The sequence below is a fragment of the Capnocytophaga sp. oral taxon 412 str. F0487 genome, from assembly GCF_000271925.1.
GTDB classification, from domain to species: Bacteria; Bacteroidota; Bacteroidia; order Flavobacteriales; family Flavobacteriaceae; genus Capnocytophaga; species Capnocytophaga ochracea.
The window spans coordinates 5,001-24,394 of sequence record NZ_AJZR01000012.1 but is presented as its reverse complement, the minus strand read 5'-3'; the positions used below and the strand labels follow the sequence as shown (position 1 = coordinate 24,394).

The 19,394-nt window shown below is 40.1% G+C and carries 13 protein-coding genes and 2 rRNA genes (1 of these 15 only partly in view); 8 read left to right on the top strand and 7 right to left on the bottom strand.

Annotation, left to right across the window (positions count from 1 at the left end):
- The first annotated feature begins 721 nt into the window (after positions 1-721).
- On the top strand, positions 722-1,468 hold the full coding sequence (locus tag HMPREF1321_RS02135; RefSeq protein WP_009421152.1) for a murein L,D-transpeptidase catalytic domain family protein: 747 nt from the start codon (positions 722-724) through the stop codon (positions 1,466-1,468).
- A gap of 88 nt (positions 1,469-1,556) precedes the next feature.
- Here HMPREF1321_RS02135 and hemA read toward each other — a convergent pair whose 3' ends face one another.
- Both hemA and HMPREF1321_RS02125 read right to left on the bottom strand, forming a co-directional pair.
- Positions 1,557-2,801: a glutamyl-tRNA reductase gene (gene hemA, locus HMPREF1321_RS02130; RefSeq protein ID WP_009421145.1), complete on the bottom strand. Its 1,245-nt coding sequence runs from the start codon at positions 2,799-2,801 to the stop codon at positions 1,557-1,559.
- Between the two features lie 158 nt (positions 2,802-2,959).
- The gene (locus tag HMPREF1321_RS02125; protein ID WP_009421148.1) at positions 2,960-3,880 is read right to left on the bottom strand and encodes a dimethylarginine dimethylaminohydrolase family protein; all 921 of its coding nucleotides are present in this window, start codon (positions 3,878-3,880) and stop codon (positions 2,960-2,962) included.
- A gap of 117 nt (positions 3,881-3,997) precedes the next feature.
- On the opposite strand from HMPREF1321_RS02125, the gene hemC reads away from it, so the two are divergent.
- Positions 3,998-4,864, top strand: a complete 867-nt coding sequence (gene hemC, locus HMPREF1321_RS02120) for a hydroxymethylbilane synthase (protein ID WP_009421150.1) — start codon at positions 3,998-4,000, stop codon at positions 4,862-4,864.
- 73 nt (positions 4,865-4,937) lie between these two features.
- Here hemC and gyrB read toward each other — a convergent pair whose 3' ends face one another.
- Positions 4,938-6,914: a DNA topoisomerase (ATP-hydrolyzing) subunit B gene (gene gyrB, locus HMPREF1321_RS02115; RefSeq protein ID WP_009411867.1), complete on the bottom strand. Its 1,977-nt coding sequence runs from the start codon at positions 6,912-6,914 to the stop codon at positions 4,938-4,940.
- Between the two features lie 907 nt (positions 6,915-7,821).
- Between gyrB and deoC the strand changes: the two genes are divergently transcribed.
- Together deoC and HMPREF1321_RS02100 are read left to right on the top strand one after the other, a co-directional pair.
- Entirely contained in the window at positions 7,822-8,484 is a 663-nt protein-coding gene (deoC, locus tag HMPREF1321_RS02105) for a deoxyribose-phosphate aldolase (protein ID WP_009421154.1), read from the top strand.
- Positions 8,484-9,248 (top strand): exodeoxyribonuclease III, encoded by a 765-nt coding sequence (locus HMPREF1321_RS02100; protein WP_009421153.1) that lies wholly within the window; start codon positions 8,484-8,486, stop codon positions 9,246-9,248. The genes deoC and HMPREF1321_RS02100 overlap by 1 nt, the downstream gene beginning before the upstream one ends.
- A 66-nt stretch (positions 9,249-9,314) precedes the next feature.
- On the opposite strand, the gene HMPREF1321_RS02095 is transcribed toward HMPREF1321_RS02100, so the two are convergent.
- Together HMPREF1321_RS02095 and HMPREF1321_RS02090 are read right to left on the bottom strand one after the other, a co-directional pair.
- A complete protein-coding gene (locus tag HMPREF1321_RS02095) occupies positions 9,315-10,589 on the bottom strand; it encodes a sensor histidine kinase (protein ID WP_009421146.1) in 1,275 nt (424 codons plus the stop codon).
- Between the two features lie 2 nt (positions 10,590-10,591).
- A complete protein-coding gene (locus HMPREF1321_RS02090; protein WP_009421147.1) occupies positions 10,592-11,263 on the bottom strand; it encodes a response regulator transcription factor in 672 nt (223 codons plus the stop codon).
- Positions 11,264-11,902: 639 nt separating this feature from the next.
- Here HMPREF1321_RS02090 and HMPREF1321_RS02085 point away from each other — a divergent pair.
- The 4 genes from HMPREF1321_RS02085 to HMPREF1321_RS02070 all read left to right on the top strand — a co-directional run bounded on the left by HMPREF1321_RS02085 (position 11,903) and on the right by HMPREF1321_RS02070 (position 18,863).
- Complete coding sequence (locus HMPREF1321_RS02085) at positions 11,903-13,081, top strand: hypothetical protein (protein ID WP_009421149.1); 1,179 nt, start codon at positions 11,903-11,905, stop codon at positions 13,079-13,081.
- A 546-nt stretch (positions 13,082-13,627) separates the two neighbouring features.
- Entirely contained in the window at positions 13,628-16,927 is a 3,300-nt protein-coding gene (locus HMPREF1321_RS02080; RefSeq protein WP_009421151.1) for a gliding motility-associated C-terminal domain-containing protein, read from the top strand.
- A 9-nt stretch (positions 16,928-16,936) separates the two neighbouring features.
- Positions 16,937-18,340 (top strand): PorP/SprF family type IX secretion system membrane protein, encoded by a 1,404-nt coding sequence (locus tag HMPREF1321_RS02075; RefSeq protein ID WP_009421155.1) that lies wholly within the window; start codon positions 16,937-16,939, stop codon positions 18,338-18,340.
- A gap of 88 nt (positions 18,341-18,428) precedes the next feature.
- A complete protein-coding gene (locus HMPREF1321_RS02070) occupies positions 18,429-18,863 on the top strand; it encodes a septal ring lytic transglycosylase RlpA family protein (protein ID WP_009421144.1) in 435 nt (144 codons plus the stop codon).
- An 83-nt stretch (positions 18,864-18,946) separates the two neighbouring features.
- Here the strand turns inward: HMPREF1321_RS02070 and rrf are convergent.
- Together rrf and HMPREF1321_RS02060 are read right to left on the bottom strand one after the other, a co-directional pair.
- Positions 18,947-19,057 (bottom strand): 5S ribosomal RNA (gene rrf, locus HMPREF1321_RS02065).
- A gap of 210 nt (positions 19,058-19,267) precedes the next feature.
- Positions 19,268-19,394 (bottom strand): 23S ribosomal RNA (locus tag HMPREF1321_RS02060) (it continues 2,716 nt past the right edge of the window).

Below are 19,394 nucleotides of genomic sequence, written 5' to 3'. Positions count from 1 at the left end.
TCGGGGGTTCGGGGGCTTACCGAATAAACGACTCGCCACATTCCCCCTCATTGAGGTAGCCAGCGACAGCTGGGTATGTGCCCTGGGAGAGCGGAGTATGTGTAAAGGGGGAGGTTATCCCCTAGTGCCTATGGCCTAAGTCCTATCACCTCTTCCTTTTTCTTTCGCCTCGAAACCTCGTTTTTAACATTTTTAGCGTTGTTGTATAATATTATAAATCAATTTTTTACACACCCTTTCTATACCAATCGTCCAAGATTCGTATAAGCTTCCTATAAGCTCTCTATAAGCTACCCCCACCCTCCTAATAGCCTTTTTTCACCAAAAATCCTCCCAACTCACTTTTTATATTTTTCGTTTTTCTCCGATAACTCAAACTAGTCTAATTTGTCCAACAAGTCAGACCCGTCAAAAAACCTTTTTTTATCACTACCCCTTTGCTCATTTGCTCATTTTCTAATTTCTGGTATTTTTGGCATTATTTGGTATTATTGGCATTATTTGGTACAATTATTGCGTTATGGTGAGGCTGAAAAATACTGCCATCAACCGTCACAAAGGCTATTACGCTACTTCTTATGGGTATTGTGGAAATTATTCAAACGTGTTAAATAAATGTTAAAGTGTCACCTTTCTGATACAACGTAAAAAAAATATACTACCTTTGCACCCGCAATGAATTCTTATTTAACAATTAAAAAATGTTTCGAACAACAACACTATGAACAAAAAGTATTTTTTCTTATTCCTTATTTTTGTATTAAGCAGTTTTTTGTATTTCGTACACGCCCAAAACTCCCATCTTAGCAAAGAAAAACTATTAGCCTTAAAAAAAGTCGAACTTAACATTAAAGATTTGTATAACGAGCTAAACGCCGCCCAATACGACCTTAGCTTCGAAGCTTTTCGCTACGCTTATATAGGCTATCAATCTCTCAGAAAGCAACACCGCTTAAACGAAAAAGACCTCTTCTCTATTATTGATTTTACAAAAGATAGTAGCTCTAAGCGCTTTTATACCATCGACTTAGAGAAGATGAAAATAGTGTATTACACCTATGTAGCACACGGTAGAAATAGTGGAGAAATAAAGTCCTCCTCTTTTTCAGATGCGATGGAATCCAACAAAAGCAGTATAGGCTTTTACATTACAGGTACTACTTACATCGGTAGTAAAGGATTTAGCCTAATGTTGTACGGCGATGAAAAAGGCTATAATAGTAACTTAGCCAAACGTGCAGTAGTTATCCACACCGCCAATTACGCCAATGAAAATTACATAGCTCGTACGGGGCGTATGGGCAGAAGTTTAGGTTGCCCTGTATTGCCTGAAAATATATATAAACAAGTCATTGAAACTATCAAAGAAAAAACAATGATTTTTGCTTATTACGACGATGCAAAATACCTCAGCTCCTCTAAATACTTAAATGTTTTAAAACTTATTGACGACGAATCCGTCTTCTAAATAAATTTTGATTATCCTTATCTGAATACTTAAAAAATAAAAAAGACTGCTGTGTAGCAGTCTTTTTTATTTTTCTTATATAGATGTCTTATACTTCTAACTGAAACACCTCTTGTACCCAACTGATACTTTCATCTATTGACGAGGTATCTTTCAAGTGGTTTACAAATTGTGTGGTTATCTTCTGAATGATGCGGTTACTTATCATTTCAGCTTGTTGCTCGTTAAAGTTTTCAATTTTCTTTCGCTGGAAGTCCATTTCAGCTTCTTTAAGGCTTTCAAGCTTCGCTTTTAACGCTTTGATAGTAGGCGCAAACTTGCGGTTATCTAACCATTGGAAAAACTCTTCTTTTACCTCTTCTACAATCTCCAAAGCCTGTGGAATCGCTTCTTTTCTACGCTCTAAGGCTTCGTCTTTGCGCTTAGAAAGCTCGTCCATATGCAAAAGGGTCACATTGGGGAGTGTTGCCACTTGTTCCTCCACGTTCTTAGGAATAGAAAGGTCTAAAATGAGTATCGGTTGAGCCGGATTGATAAAATCTTTATACACCGTAGGAGTAGCAGCCCCTGTGGCAACTATGAGTACATCAGCTTTGCTAATTTCATTTCGTAACTCATTAAAATCTTTAACTATTACATTAAACTTACCCGCTATTTGTTCTGCTTTCTCGCGCGTGCGATTGATAAGAGTAATATGTTCGTTTTGAGTGTGCTTGATGAGGTTTTCGCACGTATTACGACCTATCTTGCCTACACCAAAGAGAAGAATATTCTTTTGCGACACCTCAGGTATATTCTGCATAATATACTGCACCGCCGTAAACGATACTGAGGCAGCCCCTGAGGAAAGCGTCGTCTCATTCTTGATACGCTTGCTGGCGTTAATAACAGAATTCATCAATCGCTCCAAAAAAGCATTGGCGAGACCTTTGTCGCGCGAGAGATTAAAGGCTTGTTTTATCTGCCCTATAATCTCAAAGTCCCCAAGAATCTGGCTATCTAAACCTGTGCCTACTTCAAAAAGATGATGCACAGCCTCTTTGTTCTTTGTTACGTAACCCACTTTCTGAAAATCATCTACCGACCCATTAGAATTTTCACAGAGCAGTTGTATCAGCTGAAAAGGGTGTTCGGCATAACCATAGAGCTCCGTACGATTACAAGTAGAAATCACCAACAGCTCCTCAAAGCCTTCACTTTTAGCTTGGGAGAGCAATTGGTCTTTGTTTTCAGGGGTAAGACTAAACATTCCACGCATCGTTGCATCAGCTTTCTGGTAGCTGAGCCCAATGCAGTAAAAGGTTTTATTCTTAGATATAGTAGGTTGTGACATAGTTTTTTAGTAATTGATACTATCAGTAGTTGTGTTTCGCAAGCGCAAAAATAATAAGTTCGCCGTAAATCACATAAGATACGACGAACTTTTATTCTAAAAAAATAAAATATGTAAACAATCTAAATAATTAGTCTTTTTATCATTTTGTCTATTTGTTAATTGCCACAGCGACTGAGAGGCAAAGTAGAGCACCTTAGCAATCCCTCTTGTTTGGCAATCTCAGCATACGGAATTTCCTCTACGGTAAAACCTTGTGAGCGCAACCAGTTATTCAAGCGTGTAAAATTCTTTTCAGAAACCACCACCTCTGGGCTAATAGAAAAGATGTTGCTAAACATATGGTACATTTCCTCTCGCTCTATATGAAAGAGATTCTCTTTACCAAAGAGGTCTACCAAATACTGATAATCAGCTTCACAACGGAAACCGCCTTTGTAGATAATTCCTTTGTCTTTACCAATCGGTTGGAAGCAACAGTCGAGGTGGAGGGCATTATCGCGCGCCTCAGTTTGTGATTTCACCAAATCAAACTCCTTTACCTTTTTCTGAGGAAAGAGCTTTTGGATAAAAGCCACCCCTGCTACATTAGTACGAGCTGTAATTTGCTGTTTATAATCTTCCCCTTTATAAGTCCCGATGAAAATATGGTCGTTCCAGGGCATTACATCGCCCCCTTCAATATGTACATCAGCAGGAGGGGTTATCACTTTTTTAGGGTCTATTTGTTTTACAATGTACTCAATAGCCTGAAATTCTTCTTGTCTATCGGGTAGTATATTAGCTTTGATAAAAGTATCTTCAATCACAAAACCGATATCGCGAGTGAATATCTGGTTGCAGTCAGTAATGATTTCAGGGCGATAAACGGTTACACCGTATTTTTGGAGTACTGCACAAAAAGCGTCCATTTCAGCAACCATATCTTTTTCTATGGGATAAGTACCCGCTTTGATATGCTCCGCCGATTTAGGGTCGTAGGCTTCTTCGAGCTTTGGAGTAGGACCATTGCTAGTAGCTGTGCCTAAAATCACAGTTTCTAATTGATCAGTTTCGTTTGTAATATGTAATTTTAGCATATTAATATTGTCTTGTTTTGGGCAAAGATACAAATAATTTGGTAATTAGCAAATTTATCAGTTCTCAATTGCTAATTGATAATTATTTTGTACTTTTGTCGCTCTAAATTCAATACAATGAACATCATACGCATAGGTACACGCGATAGTGAGTTGGCTCTCTGGCAAGCTAAAACGGTACAAAACCAATTAAAACCCTTAGGTTATCCCACTGAGATAGTAAGCACTAAATCTCACGGAGATATAGAGCTAAGCAAACCTCTCTACGAAATGGGGGTTACCGGTATCTTTACTAAAGCGCTGGATATTGCCTTGCTCAATAGCGAAATAGATATTGCCGTACATAGTATGAAGGACGTACCCACGGCTTTAGCTGAAGGAATCGTCGTAGGGGCAGTGCTCAAGCGCGGGAATCCTCACGATGTATTAGTATACAAGGGTGACCTTTCGTTTTTGGAGGCTGAAATAGCAACTATAGCCACCAGCAGTTTGCGACGCAAGGCGCAATGGTTACACCGCTACCCGCATCATAATATAGAGAGTTTAAGGGGAAATGTAAATACCCGCTTGCAAAAACTCACCGATAACCCTTGGAATGGGGCTATCTTTGCTGCTGCGGGCTTGGAGCGCATTAATAAATTACCTGAAAAACACTTGGTGCTGGATTGGATGCTACCTGCACCTGCGCAAGGAGCTATCGTAGTGGTGGTGCGCGAGGATAACGTAGCCTTGCAGAAAAAACTACTTCCTCTCCACGACGATTATACTTATATAGCTACTCAATTAGAACGCGATTTTCTTCGCGCTTTAGAAGGTGGCTGTACCGCACCTATTGGAGCTTTTGCTGAGTTTAAAGATGAAAAACTCTACTTCAAAGGAGGTTTGTGGAGCGAAGATGGCAAAGAGTCTTCGGTAATAGACGAAGTTCTCACTCAAATAGATGAATATACGGGAGAAAAACTTGCTACAATGGTAAGAAGTTAACGATTAATGGTTAAAAAAAAGCGCAACACTTGTAACCAAGTGTTGCGCTTTTTTATTGCTTGTTATACTATAACTACGCATCGATTTTAGCGTACTTAGCGTTTTTCTCGATGAACTCACGACGTGGTGGTACTTCATCACCCATCAGCATAGAGAATACGCGGTCGGCTTCAGTAGCGTTGTCGATGGTTACTTGGCGAAGGGTGCGGTGTTCGGGATTCATCGTGGTATCCCACAACTGGTGATCGTTCATTTCACCCAAACCTTTATAACGCTGGATATTCACATTGCCCATTTCAGCTGAAAGCGCATCGCGTTGTTTGTCGTTCCAAGCGTACTCTTCGCGTTTGCTGTTTTTGCTTTTTACTAAATAGAGCGGTGGTGTGGCAATATACACGTGTCCGTTCTCTATAAGTTCGCGCATATAGCGAAAGAAGAACGTAAGGATAAGAGTAGTGATGTGCGAACCGTCTACATCGGCATCACACATAATAATCACTTTGTGGTAACGGAGCTTGCTCAAATTAAGTGCTTTGGCATCTTCCTCAGTACCCACAGTTACACCCAAAGCGGTATAGATATTCTTAATTTCATCGCTATCGAACACCTTGTGTTGCATCGCTTTTTCGACGTTGAGGATTTTACCTCTGAGGGGTAGTATCGCTTGGATATCTTTGTTACGTCCTTGTTTAGCTGTACCGCCCGCTGAGTCTCCTTCGACAAGGAAAAGTTCGCATTTTTCTGGATCTTCTTCAGAACAGTCGGCGAGTTTACCAGGAAGACCGCCACCACTCATTACGCTCTTGCGCTGTACCATCTCACGAGCTTTGCGTGCTGCTTGACGTGCTTGAGCAGCCAAAATCACTTTCTCGACAATGGTTTTGGCATCGTTAGGATTTTCTTCGAGATAATCTTCGAGCATTTGCCCTACGGCTTGAGATACGGCTGAGGTTACTTCGCGGTTACCGAGTTTGGTTTTTGTCTGTCCTTCGAATTGAGGTTCGGCTACTTTTACCGAAATGACAGCGGTAAGCCCTTCACGGAAGTCATCACCTTCAATCTCCACAGGGTTCTTTTTATCTTTACTCATCTTCTCGAGCAAGCCTGATTTATCGGCATAGGCTTTGAGGGTACGAGTGAGCCCCATACGGAAACCTTGCAAGTGAGTACCTCCTTCGGAAGTATTGATATTATTGACGTAAGAGTGTAGGTTCTCGTTATATGAATCGTTGTAAATCATAGCGACCTCCACAGGGATACCGTTCTTTTCTCCGTCCATAGCTATCACGTTTCCGATGATAGGCATACGGTTGCCATCGAGGAATTTAACGAATTCTTTTAGTCCGTTTTGTGAATAGAATTTTTCGGTGATAAAGTTACCTTTTTCGTCTTTGTTGCGAAGGTCGGTAAGGGTAATAGTAATTCCTTTATTTAAATAAGCGAGCTCGCGAATACGGGCTGCGAGGGTATCATATTTATATTCAATAGTTTGTTCAAAAATTACTTCATCGGGGTGAAAAGTAACCTTAGTACCGCGTTTATCGGTGTCGCCCACTTGTTTTACAGGGTACATCGCTACCCCGCGTTGGTACTCTTGTTGCCATATTTTGCCGTCGCGGTATACGGTAGCAGTAAGATGGTCGGAAAGGGCATTTACACAGGAAACTCCTACCCCGTGCAAACCACCTGATACCTTATAAGAACCCTTGTCGAACTTACCTCCGGCACCGATTTTAGTCATTACCACTTGAAGGGCAGAAACGCCTTCTTTCTTGTGGACATCTACTGGGATACCGCGACCGTTGTCTTCCACGGTGATAGAATTATCCTCATTAATGGTTACCGAAATAGTATCGCAATAGCCTGCGAGCGCTTCGTCGATAGAGTTATCGAGCACCTCGTATACAAGGTGGTGTAACCCGCGCGTACCCACATCGCCGATGTACATTGAGGGGCGCATACGCACGTGTTCCATTCCTTCAAGGGATTGGATATTGTCTGCCGAATATTCAGCTGAATTTTGTTGTTCGTTATATAATTCTTCTGCCATAATTTTAATATCGAATCAAGGGTGCAAAGGTATGAATTAATTTATTAATGAGCAAATTTTATAATAGATAAATAAAATTAGAAAATGAGAAAATTAGAGAATTAGAGAATTAGGAAATTTGGAAATTAGCAAATGGGTAGTGATAAAAAAGGTTTTTTGACGAGTCTGACTTGTCGGACAAATTGGACTGGTCTGAGTTATCGGAGGAAAACGAAAAATATAAAAAGTGAGTTGGGAGGATTTTTGGTGAAAAAAGGGTATAAGGAGGGTGGGGTTAGCTTATAGAGAGCTTATAGGAAGCTTATACGAATCTTGGACGATTGGTATAGGAAGGGTATATAAATAGTTGATTCATAATATAATACAACAAGGCTAAAAATGGTAAAAACGGGGTTTCGATGCGAAAGAAAGAGAATCCTCACCCCGTCCCTCTCCCAAGGAGAGGGGGGGGTAGTGACGAGTAGAGAGCGACGGAAAAGGGGAAGAAAAATTAGAGAATTAGCAAATTTGGAAATGAGAAAATGGGGTGGTGTGGGGTCTTAGGGAATAGGCACTAGGGGGGGAGTGTGACGGAAAAGGGAAGAAATAACGAATGATAAATGACGAGTGATGTGACGCAAAAGCAATCACAATATTGTAAATCAGAGATAATCACTCTTTTTAATTCTTAGATTCACATTACTATCTTTGTTGTTAGAAAAAAAATATCTACCTTTGCCAAAAATATTTAGAGCTACGCAGGCGGAAATTGTAAGATTTCAAACAGAAGTAAGTGCGTTAGACTTCCCTTTACTTACAACTGTTAAAAAGAAAGTTGTAATAACACGAGTGTAAGAACAAATAAGAATTGACAAATAGAAAAGAATCGGTTGGACTCTTTTCAGTTTTAACTTTTAACTAAAACAATATGGAATTAAACAAACTAATTGACCACACACTTCTAAAAGCAACGGCTACCATTGCGGATATTGAGACCCTTTGCAAAGAAGCAGTGGAGTACGATTTTTATTCGGTATGTGTGAATAGCTGTTATGCAGCAACAGCTAAGAAATTTTTAGCAGGCACTGATATCAAGGTGTGTAGCGTGGTAGGCTTCCCCTTAGGAGCAATGTCGGCTAAAGCAAAATACTTTGAGACGGGTGAAGCTCTCTCCGATGGTGCCGACGAGATTGATATGGTGCTAAACGTAGGCTTGTTAAAATCTGGTGAAGTGAACAAAGTGTTAGACGAAATTATATCGCTGAAACGCTGTGTAGGTGAGAATAGAGTGCTAAAAGTAATCCTCGAAACCTGCTACCTCACTGACGAAGAAAAACGCTTGGCTTGCCGTATGGCTCTTGATGCTAAAGCGGACTTTGTAAAGACCTCTACAGGATTTGGCTCAGGAGGGGCTACCCTTGCTGATGTGAAACTAATGAAAGAATGTGTGCAAGACAAGGCAAAAATAAAAGCCTCAGGAGGTATACGCGACTACGAAACAGCTATGCAGTACGTGAACTTAGGGGTACAACGCATTGGTACATCGAACGGTATTGCTATCTTAAAAGGAGAAAAAGGAACGGGCTACTAATGAAAATTATCAGTTATAACGTAAATGGCATTAGGGCAGCGCTTACGAAAGGCTTTGCCGACTGGCTGAAAAGCGCTAACCCCGATGTGTTGTGCTTGCAAGAGATTAAAGCTACAGAAGACCAAATCCCTACGGAAGTTTTTTCGGAATTGGGCTATAAATATCAGTATTACCACAGTGCAGAGAAGAAAGGTTATAGTGGCGTAGCGATACTCTCTAAAATAGAACCTAAGCACGTGGAAGTAGGTACGGGTATCGACTATATGGACAAGGAAGGACGGGTGCTTCGCGCCGATTTTGAGACGCTCTCAGTAATGAGTCTGTACTTGCCCTCAGGTACAAACCCTGACCGCCTTGACTTCAAACTGACTTTTATGGCTGACTTCCAAAAGTACATAGACAAACTGAAAGAGAAGATACCCAACCTCGTTATTTGTGGCGACTATAACATCTGTCACGAGGCGATAGACATTCACGACCCCATACGAAATGCCAATGTATCGGGCTTTCTTCCGATAGAGCGCGAGTGGTTGGATAAGTTTATGAAGAGTGGTTTTATCGATAGTTTTCGCTATTTCCACAAAGAAGCACATCAGTACTCGTGGTGGAGCTATCGCGCGAATGCTCGCAACAACAATAAGGGTTGGCGCATCGATTATCACTTGGTATCTGCTCCCTTAGAAAAGCGTATGGAGCGCGCACTTATTCTCCCCGAGGCTAAACATAGCGACCACTGCCCTATTTTATTAATGATTAATGATTAGTGGTTAATGATTAAAGGCTGTCCGAAGAGTTTATGCTGTTATAGTTTTTCGGACAGCCTTTGTTTTTTATTTCTTCTTTAAAGTAAAACAGTGCATTTCCTCTTCAAAACTATACTTCACCTGCAATTGATAACTATCGGCGATAGACTTTACAATAGCTAAGCCTAAGCCGGTGGAAGTAGCGTCCTGTTGCCCTTTGTGGAAGCGCTGGAAAATCTTGCTGGGGTCTAAGCGTATTCCGTCTTTGGCAGTATTCTTCACTTGAAAACAGTTTTCTTCTAAACGGACTTGTATCTCCCTTCCCTTTTCGGTGTATTTAATGGCATTGCGCAATAAGTTCGACACGAGTACCGTTGCTAAATCCTTATTCATTTCCACTTGAAAATCACTATCTTCTTTCACCGTAATTTTCAATTCTTTAAAAGCTATTAAATCACTGAGATCTTCTATAATAGTTGCTGTGAGCTCTTGAAACGATATGTTCTCGGCTTGCTTGTATTGGTGATTTTCTATGCGGGTGAGCATCAGTAGCGACTTGTTTAAGTGAGTCATTCGCATTAGTGACTGCTTGACTTCGCTAAGCTGAACTAATTGCTTTTCGGTCAGTGAAGGGTCATCGGTTAATAGTTCTAATTTGTTAAGGGTAATAGCTAAGGGTGTTTGCAATTCGTGTGAAGCGTTCTCAATAAACACTTTCTGTTCTTCAAATACCACTTCGTTGCGTTGCCACATTTGCTGGATATTGTCGTGCAACACGTTGAACTCAATTACATCGGTAACGATGGGCTGTAGTTTGGTTTTATTCCCTACTTCATATTGGCGAATAGCTGTGAGTATCCCCTTAAAAGGCTTCCATATTTTATTGATAACTAACAGATTGACAAGATACATTGAGAGTACCAACACCACATACAATACCCCCAGCGCAATGGCTAAATTGAACAGCAAATCGTCTTTTTCTACCGTAGAGGTGCGTATTTCAAGCGTATAAGGGTTCATATCGCGGTCGTAGAAGCTGGTTTTGAGTACCCTGTATGGCTCGTCTTCATCATCAAAAGGCATATAGAAAAAGGCATTACTAAGAATATTGTGGTCGGAGAAATCTTCTTGTGAGGGGTACACTCTAAAGTCCTCGATACCAAATTCATTTATCTTTAACAGTTCGGGGTGGCGAAGGATATTTTGGATAATGAGCGTCTTCTTGTCTTTCAGTCCGTCATCGATATTGTCGTACACCTCGTCTAAAATATAAGCGTAGAACACCGCCGCCCACACCGCCAAGATGAGCAAAAAGGTGAGTGTGAGGTAGCGCAAGGTGTAGTTTTTCAGTGATATTTTCATAGTTATACCAATTTATAACCAATGCCATAAACCGCTTGGAGGTCTATTTCGGCTTCTGCAGTTTTGAGTTTTTTGCGGAGATTCTTTATTTGCGAATAGATAAAATCGAGGCTATCCACTTGGTCGATATAGTCTCCCCAGACGGCTTCGGCAAGGGTAGTTTTCTCCACCAATCGTTCAGGACGAATGATAAAGTAATACAACAGGTCGTATTCCTTTCGGTTGAGAGTAAGCGTTGTATCACCTACCTTCACGGTACGGGTTTCGGGGAAGAGCTGTACGTTTTTGAGGGTAATCACTTCCTCACCTTGCTGGTTTTTGCGCCGTATAATTGATTTGACGCGAGCCAAGAGTTCGGCGAGGTGAAAAGGTTTTGCAAGATAATCGTCAGCACCCTTTTCGAGTCCGAGTACCTTGTCCTCTACTGAGTCTTTCGCCGAGATGATAAGCACTGAATGGTTCTTTTTCATCGTCCTAAGCTCGTCGAGCAATTGCATACCGCTACCGTTGGGCAACATAATGTCCAAAAGAATGCAATCGTAGTCGTAGTCGGCAAGTTTAGCTAGCCCCGAAGGGTAGTCTTTTGCTGTTTCCACCAAAAAGTGTTCTTGTTCGAGGAACTGTCGCAGGGTGAGGCGCAGTTCTTTTTCGTCTTCTATAATCAGGATTTTCATACGGGGGCAAAGATAATAAATAATTGCGAATGAAGAATGATTGGGAAATGAGGAAATTAGAGAATGAGGAAATGGGGAAATGAGGAAATTAGAGAATGAGGAAATTAGAGAATGAGGAAATTAGAGAATGGGGTAAATGCTAATAATGCCAGAAATGCCAAAAATACTGATAATACCACCAAGAGGAATGGACGGATCGGACAGGTTAGAGGAGAGATTGGAGGATTCGGAAGGAAACGGAGATTTTCAGAAGAAGGGAGGAAGGTTTTTTGATGAAAAAAGGCTATAAGGAGGGTGGGGTTAGCTTATAGAGAGCTTATAGGAAGCTTATACGAATCTTGGACGATTGGTATAGAAGAGGTATATAAATAATTGATTCATAATATAATACAACAAGGGTAAAAATGTTAAAAACGGGGTTTCGAGGCGAAAGAAAGAGGATCCTCACCCCGTCCCTCTCCCAAGGAGAGGGGGAATGTAGTGACGGAAAGGGGGAATGTGGTGGCGGGGATTATAGCTATAACAGAGATGCAAGTATTTTATATTTACCCTCTTAGTAACTTTTAACTGAAAAAAATTGCACAGTTAAAAAATATGTTGTACTTTTGTGGCATAAATAACATATAAAATTACAACATTATGAAGAATTTTTTATTCTATTTGGCTATTGGGTTAGCCTTAGCGTCTTGTAGTAAAGACAAGGACTGCAACTGTGATAACAACGGCAACGGTAATAATGGTAACGGTACCGCTACTCCTACCGTGAAAACTAACCAAATTATTTTGGGATTTGATAAAGACCTTAAGAAATTTAATATCCCAAGACACATTCCTATTAATTATAATGTACAGAATTTTCAGAGTGATTATTCCTGCCCCATTTTACTTATTGCTAGTACATTAGAAGAGAGTAATAAACAATTAGATGCTTTTTATAAAAAGTTTATGATTGTAAATAGTGATTTGGCAACTATAACTCATTATGATGTTGGACAATTTATTCCTAAAGAAGATAGAGAATCATATATAAGACGCCCTTACAAATTCTATTCTTGTACAGGCAAAGAGGGAGAAACATTTGATGGAATTCATTTCGGTTTAATGGAAAAAGAACGAACAGTAGTATTTTATGATAGTGATGACCGATTGAGAATGGAGAATTATACTGAAGATAAAGGAGGTGAACTTCAGTATACAGCAACTTCTTTTTATGTTTTTCCCACAGATGAAGCATATAAAGAATATGTGAATATACTAAAATCTATCTATGTTGATGAACTAGAAAAAATATATTTTTTAGACCCTAAAGAAAGACTTCCATTAGTTCTCGTAGGAAGAGTAGCTGAAGCTCCTTCTTTTATTCCTAAAAGAATAGAGATAAAAAATTCAGGTAACACAGTTCCTAACCCTACTTCATTTTCTTTTTATAATTCAAAATACGATATTCCATACCTTAATGGGCACTATCGAAATCACTTAATAGGGAAATATCGTTTTGAACTTTATGATAAACGTTTTATGAATGGGGCTGGTATGTATACAAAAGAACTTTTTATTATAGAAAAGCGAAACTATGGAGAACCTTTTGATGAGTATTATTTGGCATTAGGAGGAAAAAGAGGGTACTATGCTCTTTTATCGTATCAAAACGTGAAATTAATGCCTAAAGAAAAAGCAATTGTATTTTATGATGGGGAACCTTTAAATAGTGTTTTTCTTCTTTTTTCTGATATAGAACCTTATAATGATTTTGTAGCTATTCTTAAAGAGGTTATCAACAATAAGGAAGCACAAGACTATGTTTTTATAAAAGACTAGATATATAACATATTTATGTTCTCAGTAAAAAGGTATCCAAAAGATTGGGTACCTTTTTTTTGATTAATATCCTCCTCCCCAAATAACATACTCTCCTATTCGGAGATTACTCCCAAGGAGAGGGAGAGTGTAGTAATGTTTATTTGATAACATCCCCCCTACCCCCCTTCAAAGGAATGTGGTGACGTGAAGGGGGAATGTAGTGGCAGGGATTATATCAGTTGTAGTTTTACCTTTTAGCTTTTACCTGCGTAAGCTTTGCGTTAAACATTCTTAAAAGATTCTTAATTGATGCTTAAAATTTCACAGGAGTAGCGCGATGGCATAGGGAATGTGAAGGAGAATTATATAACGAAAAGTGTATAATTTTCAGCGAGTTATAACAGAAAACAGATAGAGATATTGGGTAAAGGTAACAGAAGAGTGTAAAAAAAATGGACAATTAATTTTGTGTAGATATTTCTTTTTCGTATCTTTGCACCGTGTATAGTACCCAGTGGGTATGATTTATAGTATTTTTAGCAATGTTTTAATTCGTATTTTAAAATGAAAGTAAGCAATTTTTTTAAATACATAAGTGTTTTTCTGCTTTTATACTTCTTTGGTATTGAGGGGGTACAAGCTCAGCAAAATAAATTACTACACGCAAAGAGTAATTTTAATACCAGTTTCTGTGTTACTCCCAATTATAACGGAAAAGTCATCGTTACTAATCCTGATGGTACTAAAACTACTTCAGGATTTAGAGTTAAAGTTCGTTGGTCTCCTCCTCTTCCAAATGCGGATAATAAATATATATTTGAACTATCAGATGCTAACGGAAGTTTCAATAATCCTACTGTATTACCTTATGAGACTGATGGTATTCCAAAAGGGAAAACAATAAATAATGTTCTATTTTTTGATGCTTATCTAACTTTTCCTAAGACTCTAAATGGTAAAAAATATAGAATTCGTCTTCGCTCAACTAATCCAGCAAGTGAAGTAATTGTTATAGGTGAACTAAGCGGTAAGGAAGAGTTTGAGGGTAATTTTATAAATGCAACAGGATCTGTAAAAACAGTACCTTCAGGTAATGTAAACCTTTGCCCTGGACAAACTACAGAAATATCTGTAACCCAAATATTCACAACAGCAAGCAATAATATTTCAGATTATAATTATGTTTGGTATAAAAGTGATATTGGAGGTAATAATAGTGTAAGAATAAATGGACAGACAGGTCCAAAAATAACAGTAAGTGAAGAGGGAACTTATAGAGTTTATATTGATTATGGAGCTTGTACGAATTCTGACCAAAACATTTCCAAATCCAATAATATTAACGTAAGAATAAAAGGAGGAGGACAGTCGTTAGTGCTTAGCAGTTCTGCTACTGAGATATGTAGCTCAGAGAGTTTTACCCTTACGGCTACCCCTGCGGGTACCGATACTTATTCGTGGTATCGCGACAATACTAAGTTGGGCGAAACTAACGGGGTGGCTACCTATGTGGTGTCGCCCCCCAATAACTTGCCAGGTAAATACCGCGTACAAATAGGCGACGGAGGTGGTTGTGGCGTTCGCTCCAATGAAATAGAAATAAAACATAAAGATGCTATTAAAGCTAACATTACTACCACGGGGGGCAATGTGTTGTTGCCCAACAAACAGCGTACCCTCAGCGTAAACACCACTGCCCAAAATCCTTCGTACAAATGGTTTAAGGACGGGGTGGAAATACCGGGGCAAACTGCCAATACTTATGTGGCAACCAGCGCAGGCAAATACAAAGCCCAAGTAACCCAAACGGGCAGTTGTGCCTCGACGGTAGAAACAGAGGAGTACGAACTTAAAGCTCCTGATAGCTTCAAGGTGAGCATCAAGCCTAAAACTTCTTATCAGCCCTGCGAGACGAACAGCATAGACCTCACGGTAGACAAAATCACAGCCGTATCGGGTGCTACTGAGCTTGCAATAGACCCGAGCGACTATTCGTTTTTCACTTTCCAATGGCAAAGAGAAACGGGCGGTGCATTTACCGATATCAATACCACGCAAGAAATCACCCTTAACAGCGCTACCCAAAACGGCAAATACCGCTTGAAAATAACGGCTTCGGGGTTTCCTGCCATTCCTGAATCGAATGTATTAGATATCCAGTTGCAGGACAGCAATGCGTTGCGCATTAACAACAGTGTAGACAATGTGGATTTCTGTGGAGAAGTGTATACGCTCACGGTTACCACTGGTGCCGACCCTACGGCTACTTACACTTGGTTTAAAGACCGCGCACAGATAGCGCAAGGGGTAGGAATGACCCAATATGGAGTAACTGCCACAGGAGTGTATTACGCTACCATAGGCGGTACGGGTGGAGGTTGCCCCGCTACATCTAACTCGGTAGTGGCAAAGCGTACCGTTATCACAGCACGTTGGGCGGAAGATATGAACACTCGGGAGATTTACTACCCTGCAAAAACTACGATACTGAAAATATCGCACAATATGACCAACCCTACTGTGGAATGGAAGAAAAACGGCACCGTAATAACAGGTGCTACGGGTGTGGAATACACAGTTACTGATACGCCTGTATCGGCTGACGTATATGAAGCAAAAATCACCGATGGCGGTAGTTGTGGTACAAGTATCATCCTTACCCCTATTTACTTTGAAACCATTGCTGATATTAAAGGCGTGAGAGTAGGAACGGTAGCATCTACCAACTGTGAAACCCGTACGCAAACCACTCTTGAAGTACAAAAGATAACTGTGCAGCTAAGCAGTAGTGGAGAACAGGTGGAAGTAAAGAAAATAGATTACCAATTCTTTAACTTCCAATGGCAAAAAGACAGCAACGATGTGCCAGGCGAAACCCGACAACAGTTTGTCGTGTCGCGCGCAGGCAACTCAGAATCGGCTAAATATTCTGTGCGGGTTAGTTATGGCACGATTATCAAGACTTCGGACGAAAAACCGGTAGCCTTTACTCCTATCCCCGATTTTGAAATATCGTCGGCTGACGGTGCGAAAGGAACAGTATACCTTTGTCAAGAAGGTACTATTAGTCTTACCGTAGCTGCTGATAGCTTCGACCCTAACTCATCAGTAGCCGATAGTTTTTCATACGTATGGAAGAAAGTAACGAGTGCCAATTACACTAACGACACTCCCATAGGCAGTGAAAACCCTACGGCAAGCGTGAACGAAATAGGCGAATACTATTTAGAAATTAACAACGGCGGTTGCCCTAAACGCGCTCATATACAAGTGAAGAACTACCAAGTAGGCGGTTTGAAATTGAGTTTAATGCGCGACAGTCAAGGCACTGCTCCTGTGAAACAAGTATACCAAACCAGTACAGCACGTGAGCGCAAGTTCGACGTGCGTATAGGTGATAGATTAGTTGCCGAAGGAGGTAATAAATTCAGCTGGACAAAAGATGACGGCACGGTGAAATACGGCACAACTTTGGAGGTAACCTCTGAGGATATGTCGGGTTCTTATACACTGAAAGAGGAGTCGTGCGTGGCAGCAGGCGAGAACATATTGCCTTTTGAACTGAATATCTACCAAGTGGTGGAAGTGCCTAATGTAGTAACTCCTAACGGCGATGGCATTAACGATAAGTGGGAAATACCGTCGGTATACCTCACTCCAAAAGTGAAGGTAACGATATACTCACAAGAAGGTAAAGAAGTACTCTCGACAAACAACTACCAAAATAATTGGCCTGATGAGCGTACTTTCAATGACCTTGGCAAGCGTGCGCTTATCTATATCTATACCCTCAAAGGTGAGATTACCGAAAACGGCGAAACGAGAAGCGTGGATAAGAAAGGAACCATTACAATACTTAAATAAGAATTGACGATGAAGATAGTACATAACATAACGATAACAGTGTTGGCGCTTAGTGTTCAGTTTTTATTTGCACAAAGTGATGGTAATTACCTACCCTACGAAATGCCTGGACATACGGCTGTAAAATACAACACCTACCTAATGAACCCTGCGTTTCCAATATTTAGCAAGAATGAGTCGCAAATTACCTTCTTTCATCGCAACCAGTGGATGGGCTTTAAGGAAGATAAGTTCAATACCTTTGGGCTCTCTTATGGCAAGAAGTGGGGTGGCGATGCAGGTAGAAAGAATGATTACTACGATGGCAACAATATGGCACACGGGTTGGTTTTCCAACGTACAGCAGGTATATTTGCCAATATAGGTATACTAGGGAACTACGTACACCAAGTAGAGATATCAGATGATAACTTTTTGCGCTTAGGGCTAAACGTAGTGTTTGCCCGCAGTAGTATCGACAGAAATAAAGTGCGCGTAAACGTGCAAGACCCCTTGATAGAGAATGCGAAACCTACGAGTATCATCAACTTACAACCAGGGGTAGACGTAAACTTTAACTTCTGGCATTTTGGTATTACCGCGGAGAACCTCTTAGACTATTCGTTTTCGGCAGGAGAAATGGCTGTGCCTTTTAATGAAAAATCGCTCACCGCTCACGTGATGTATCGCAAAGAATTGGATTCTCGCAGTGATTTCTTAGAAGATGGTTTTTTCAGTATATATGCTAAGGCTAAGAGAACCAAAGATAATTTTCAAATGGGCGGACACGTGATGTTGGACGTTCCTCTGGGTTGGGCTTACGCCGGTTATGACCAAAAATATGGAGCTTTCGGTGGCTTAGGCTTCAACGTGACTAACCACTTGAGCGTAGGATTTGGCTACGAACAAACCATTGCTAACTATGTAGCTGAATTGGGTGGTAGTTATGATGTGGTAGTTTCTTATCAGTTTGGTGGCAAACATCACATTAAGAAACCAATTAAGACTACTCCTCCTGAACCTACTGTAGTAACACCTCCAACACCTAAGGTAGTAACTCCTACGGTAACAGAAACGAAAACACCTACGGTAGAAACTCCTAAAACAACAACTAAAACACCTACTGTTCAAGAAGAATTAGACAAGCGCATAAGAGTGGTAGAAGACCCGAAAATAGAGGGTATATCACAAGGTTATTATGTGATTGCAGGAGTATTCCAAAATCCTAAAGGAGCTTACCAAATGAGACGAGATATAGAGAATTTAGGTATCAAAGTATTCACATTTAAGAATAAAGAAAATGGTATGCACTATATCTATATTGATAGAGCTTATGAATCGCGCGGAGAAGCAGGTGAAACATTGCTCAACTTGCTGAAACGTCCTGAATTTAAAAACTCTAACATTTGGGTACTAAAAGTAGGTAACTTATAAAGCATTTAAGTAATATAAAAACGATGCTTTGCAATAGTAAAGCATCGTTTACTTTTAGAAAAGAAACATAAACTAAAAAAGAAAATATATGAAGAGTAACTTTTTGAAAATAGCAATATGCCTTATAGGACTATTAGCTTTACAGGCTTGTAGCACTGTAGATAGCCATAGATATCCTCACGGAAAAAAAGCAGTTACAAAAAAGACTGCGAATATAAAAACAGGCGTATATAAAACTAATGTAACAGCTACCTATTATCACGATAAGTTCAATGGAAGAAAAACTGCTAGTGGGGCTGTATTTAGCAATAGCAAGCTCACCACGGCACACCCGTCGTTGCCTTTTGGTACTCAACTAAAGGTTACCAATCGCATAAATGGCAAATCAGTAGTTGTTACTGTTACTGATAGAGGCCCCTTTACCAAAGGGAGAGAGCTCGACCTCTCCAAGCGCGCCTTTATGGAAATCACTGACAATAAAAACAAAGGATTGATACAAGTAGATATAGAGATTGTAGAATAAGGAGTAAAACTCCTTATTTTTTTTGCATTATTAGAAATAAGCAAATAAAAAAAGAGCAACTCATTACTGAATTGCTCTTTATAAGAAGGCGGCGACATACTCTCCCACAACAAGTGTAGTACCATCTGCGCTAAAAGGTTTAACTGCTCTGTTCGGAATGGTAAGAGGTGAGACCTTTGACTATAACCACCTTAAATCTTTTAGGTGTCAGGGGTCAGGGGTTAGGTTTCAGGGGAATCCCTGATGCCTATAACCTAGTGCCTGTAACCTTATTTTTTTAACATATAGGGATAAAAAACATATCTTAACTAACTTCTTAAGAGATTAATAATTGATAAAACATAAGTAGTATTACACTTTCTTACTTCTTATCTCTTAACTCTTATCTATAAAAAAGAATACTGCGCGAAAAGTCTACGGGTGATTAGTATTACTCGGCTATGATGTTACCACCGTTACACCTGTAACCTATCAACGTGGTCATCTCCCACGACCCTTAAAAGAAATCTCATCTTGTGGCGGGTTTCGTAC

What these genes read in the sequence shown, in the direction of transcription:
- hemA (WP_009421145.1), bottom strand. Translation starts at nt 2,801, where the DNA reads ATGTCACAACCTACTATATCTAAGAATAAAACCTTTTACTGCATTGGG.
- HMPREF1321_RS02085 (WP_009421149.1), top strand. Translation starts at nt 11,903, where the DNA reads ATGAAGAATTTTTTATTCTATTTGGCTATTGGGTTAGCCTTAGCGTCT.
- HMPREF1321_RS02100 (WP_009421153.1), top strand. Translation starts at nt 8,484, where the DNA reads ATGAAAATTATCAGTTATAACGTAAATGGCATTAGGGCAGCGCTTACG.
- HMPREF1321_RS02125 (WP_009421148.1), bottom strand. Translation starts at nt 3,880, where the DNA reads ATGCTAAAATTACATATTACAAACGAAACTGATCAATTAGAAACTGTG.
- HMPREF1321_RS02135 (WP_009421152.1), top strand. Translation starts at nt 722, where the DNA reads ATGAACAAAAAGTATTTTTTCTTATTCCTTATTTTTGTATTAAGCAGT.
- hemC (WP_009421150.1), top strand. Translation starts at nt 3,998, where the DNA reads ATGAACATCATACGCATAGGTACACGCGATAGTGAGTTGGCTCTCTGG.
- deoC (WP_009421154.1), top strand. Translation starts at nt 7,822, where the DNA reads ATGGAATTAAACAAACTAATTGACCACACACTTCTAAAAGCAACGGCT.
- gyrB (WP_009411867.1), bottom strand. Translation starts at nt 6,914, where the DNA reads ATGGCAGAAGAATTATATAACGAACAACAAAATTCAGCTGAATATTCG.
- HMPREF1321_RS02080 (WP_009421151.1), top strand. Translation starts at nt 13,628, where the DNA reads ATGAAAGTAAGCAATTTTTTTAAATACATAAGTGTTTTTCTGCTTTTA.
- HMPREF1321_RS02075 (WP_009421155.1), top strand. Translation starts at nt 16,937, where the DNA reads ATGAAGATAGTACATAACATAACGATAACAGTGTTGGCGCTTAGTGTT.
- HMPREF1321_RS02070 (WP_009421144.1), top strand. Translation starts at nt 18,429, where the DNA reads ATGAAGAGTAACTTTTTGAAAATAGCAATATGCCTTATAGGACTATTA.
- HMPREF1321_RS02090 (WP_009421147.1), bottom strand. Translation starts at nt 11,263, where the DNA reads ATGAAAATCCTGATTATAGAAGACGAAAAAGAACTGCGCCTCACCCTG.
- HMPREF1321_RS02095 (WP_009421146.1), bottom strand. Translation starts at nt 10,589, where the DNA reads ATGAAAATATCACTGAAAAACTACACCTTGCGCTACCTCACACTCACC.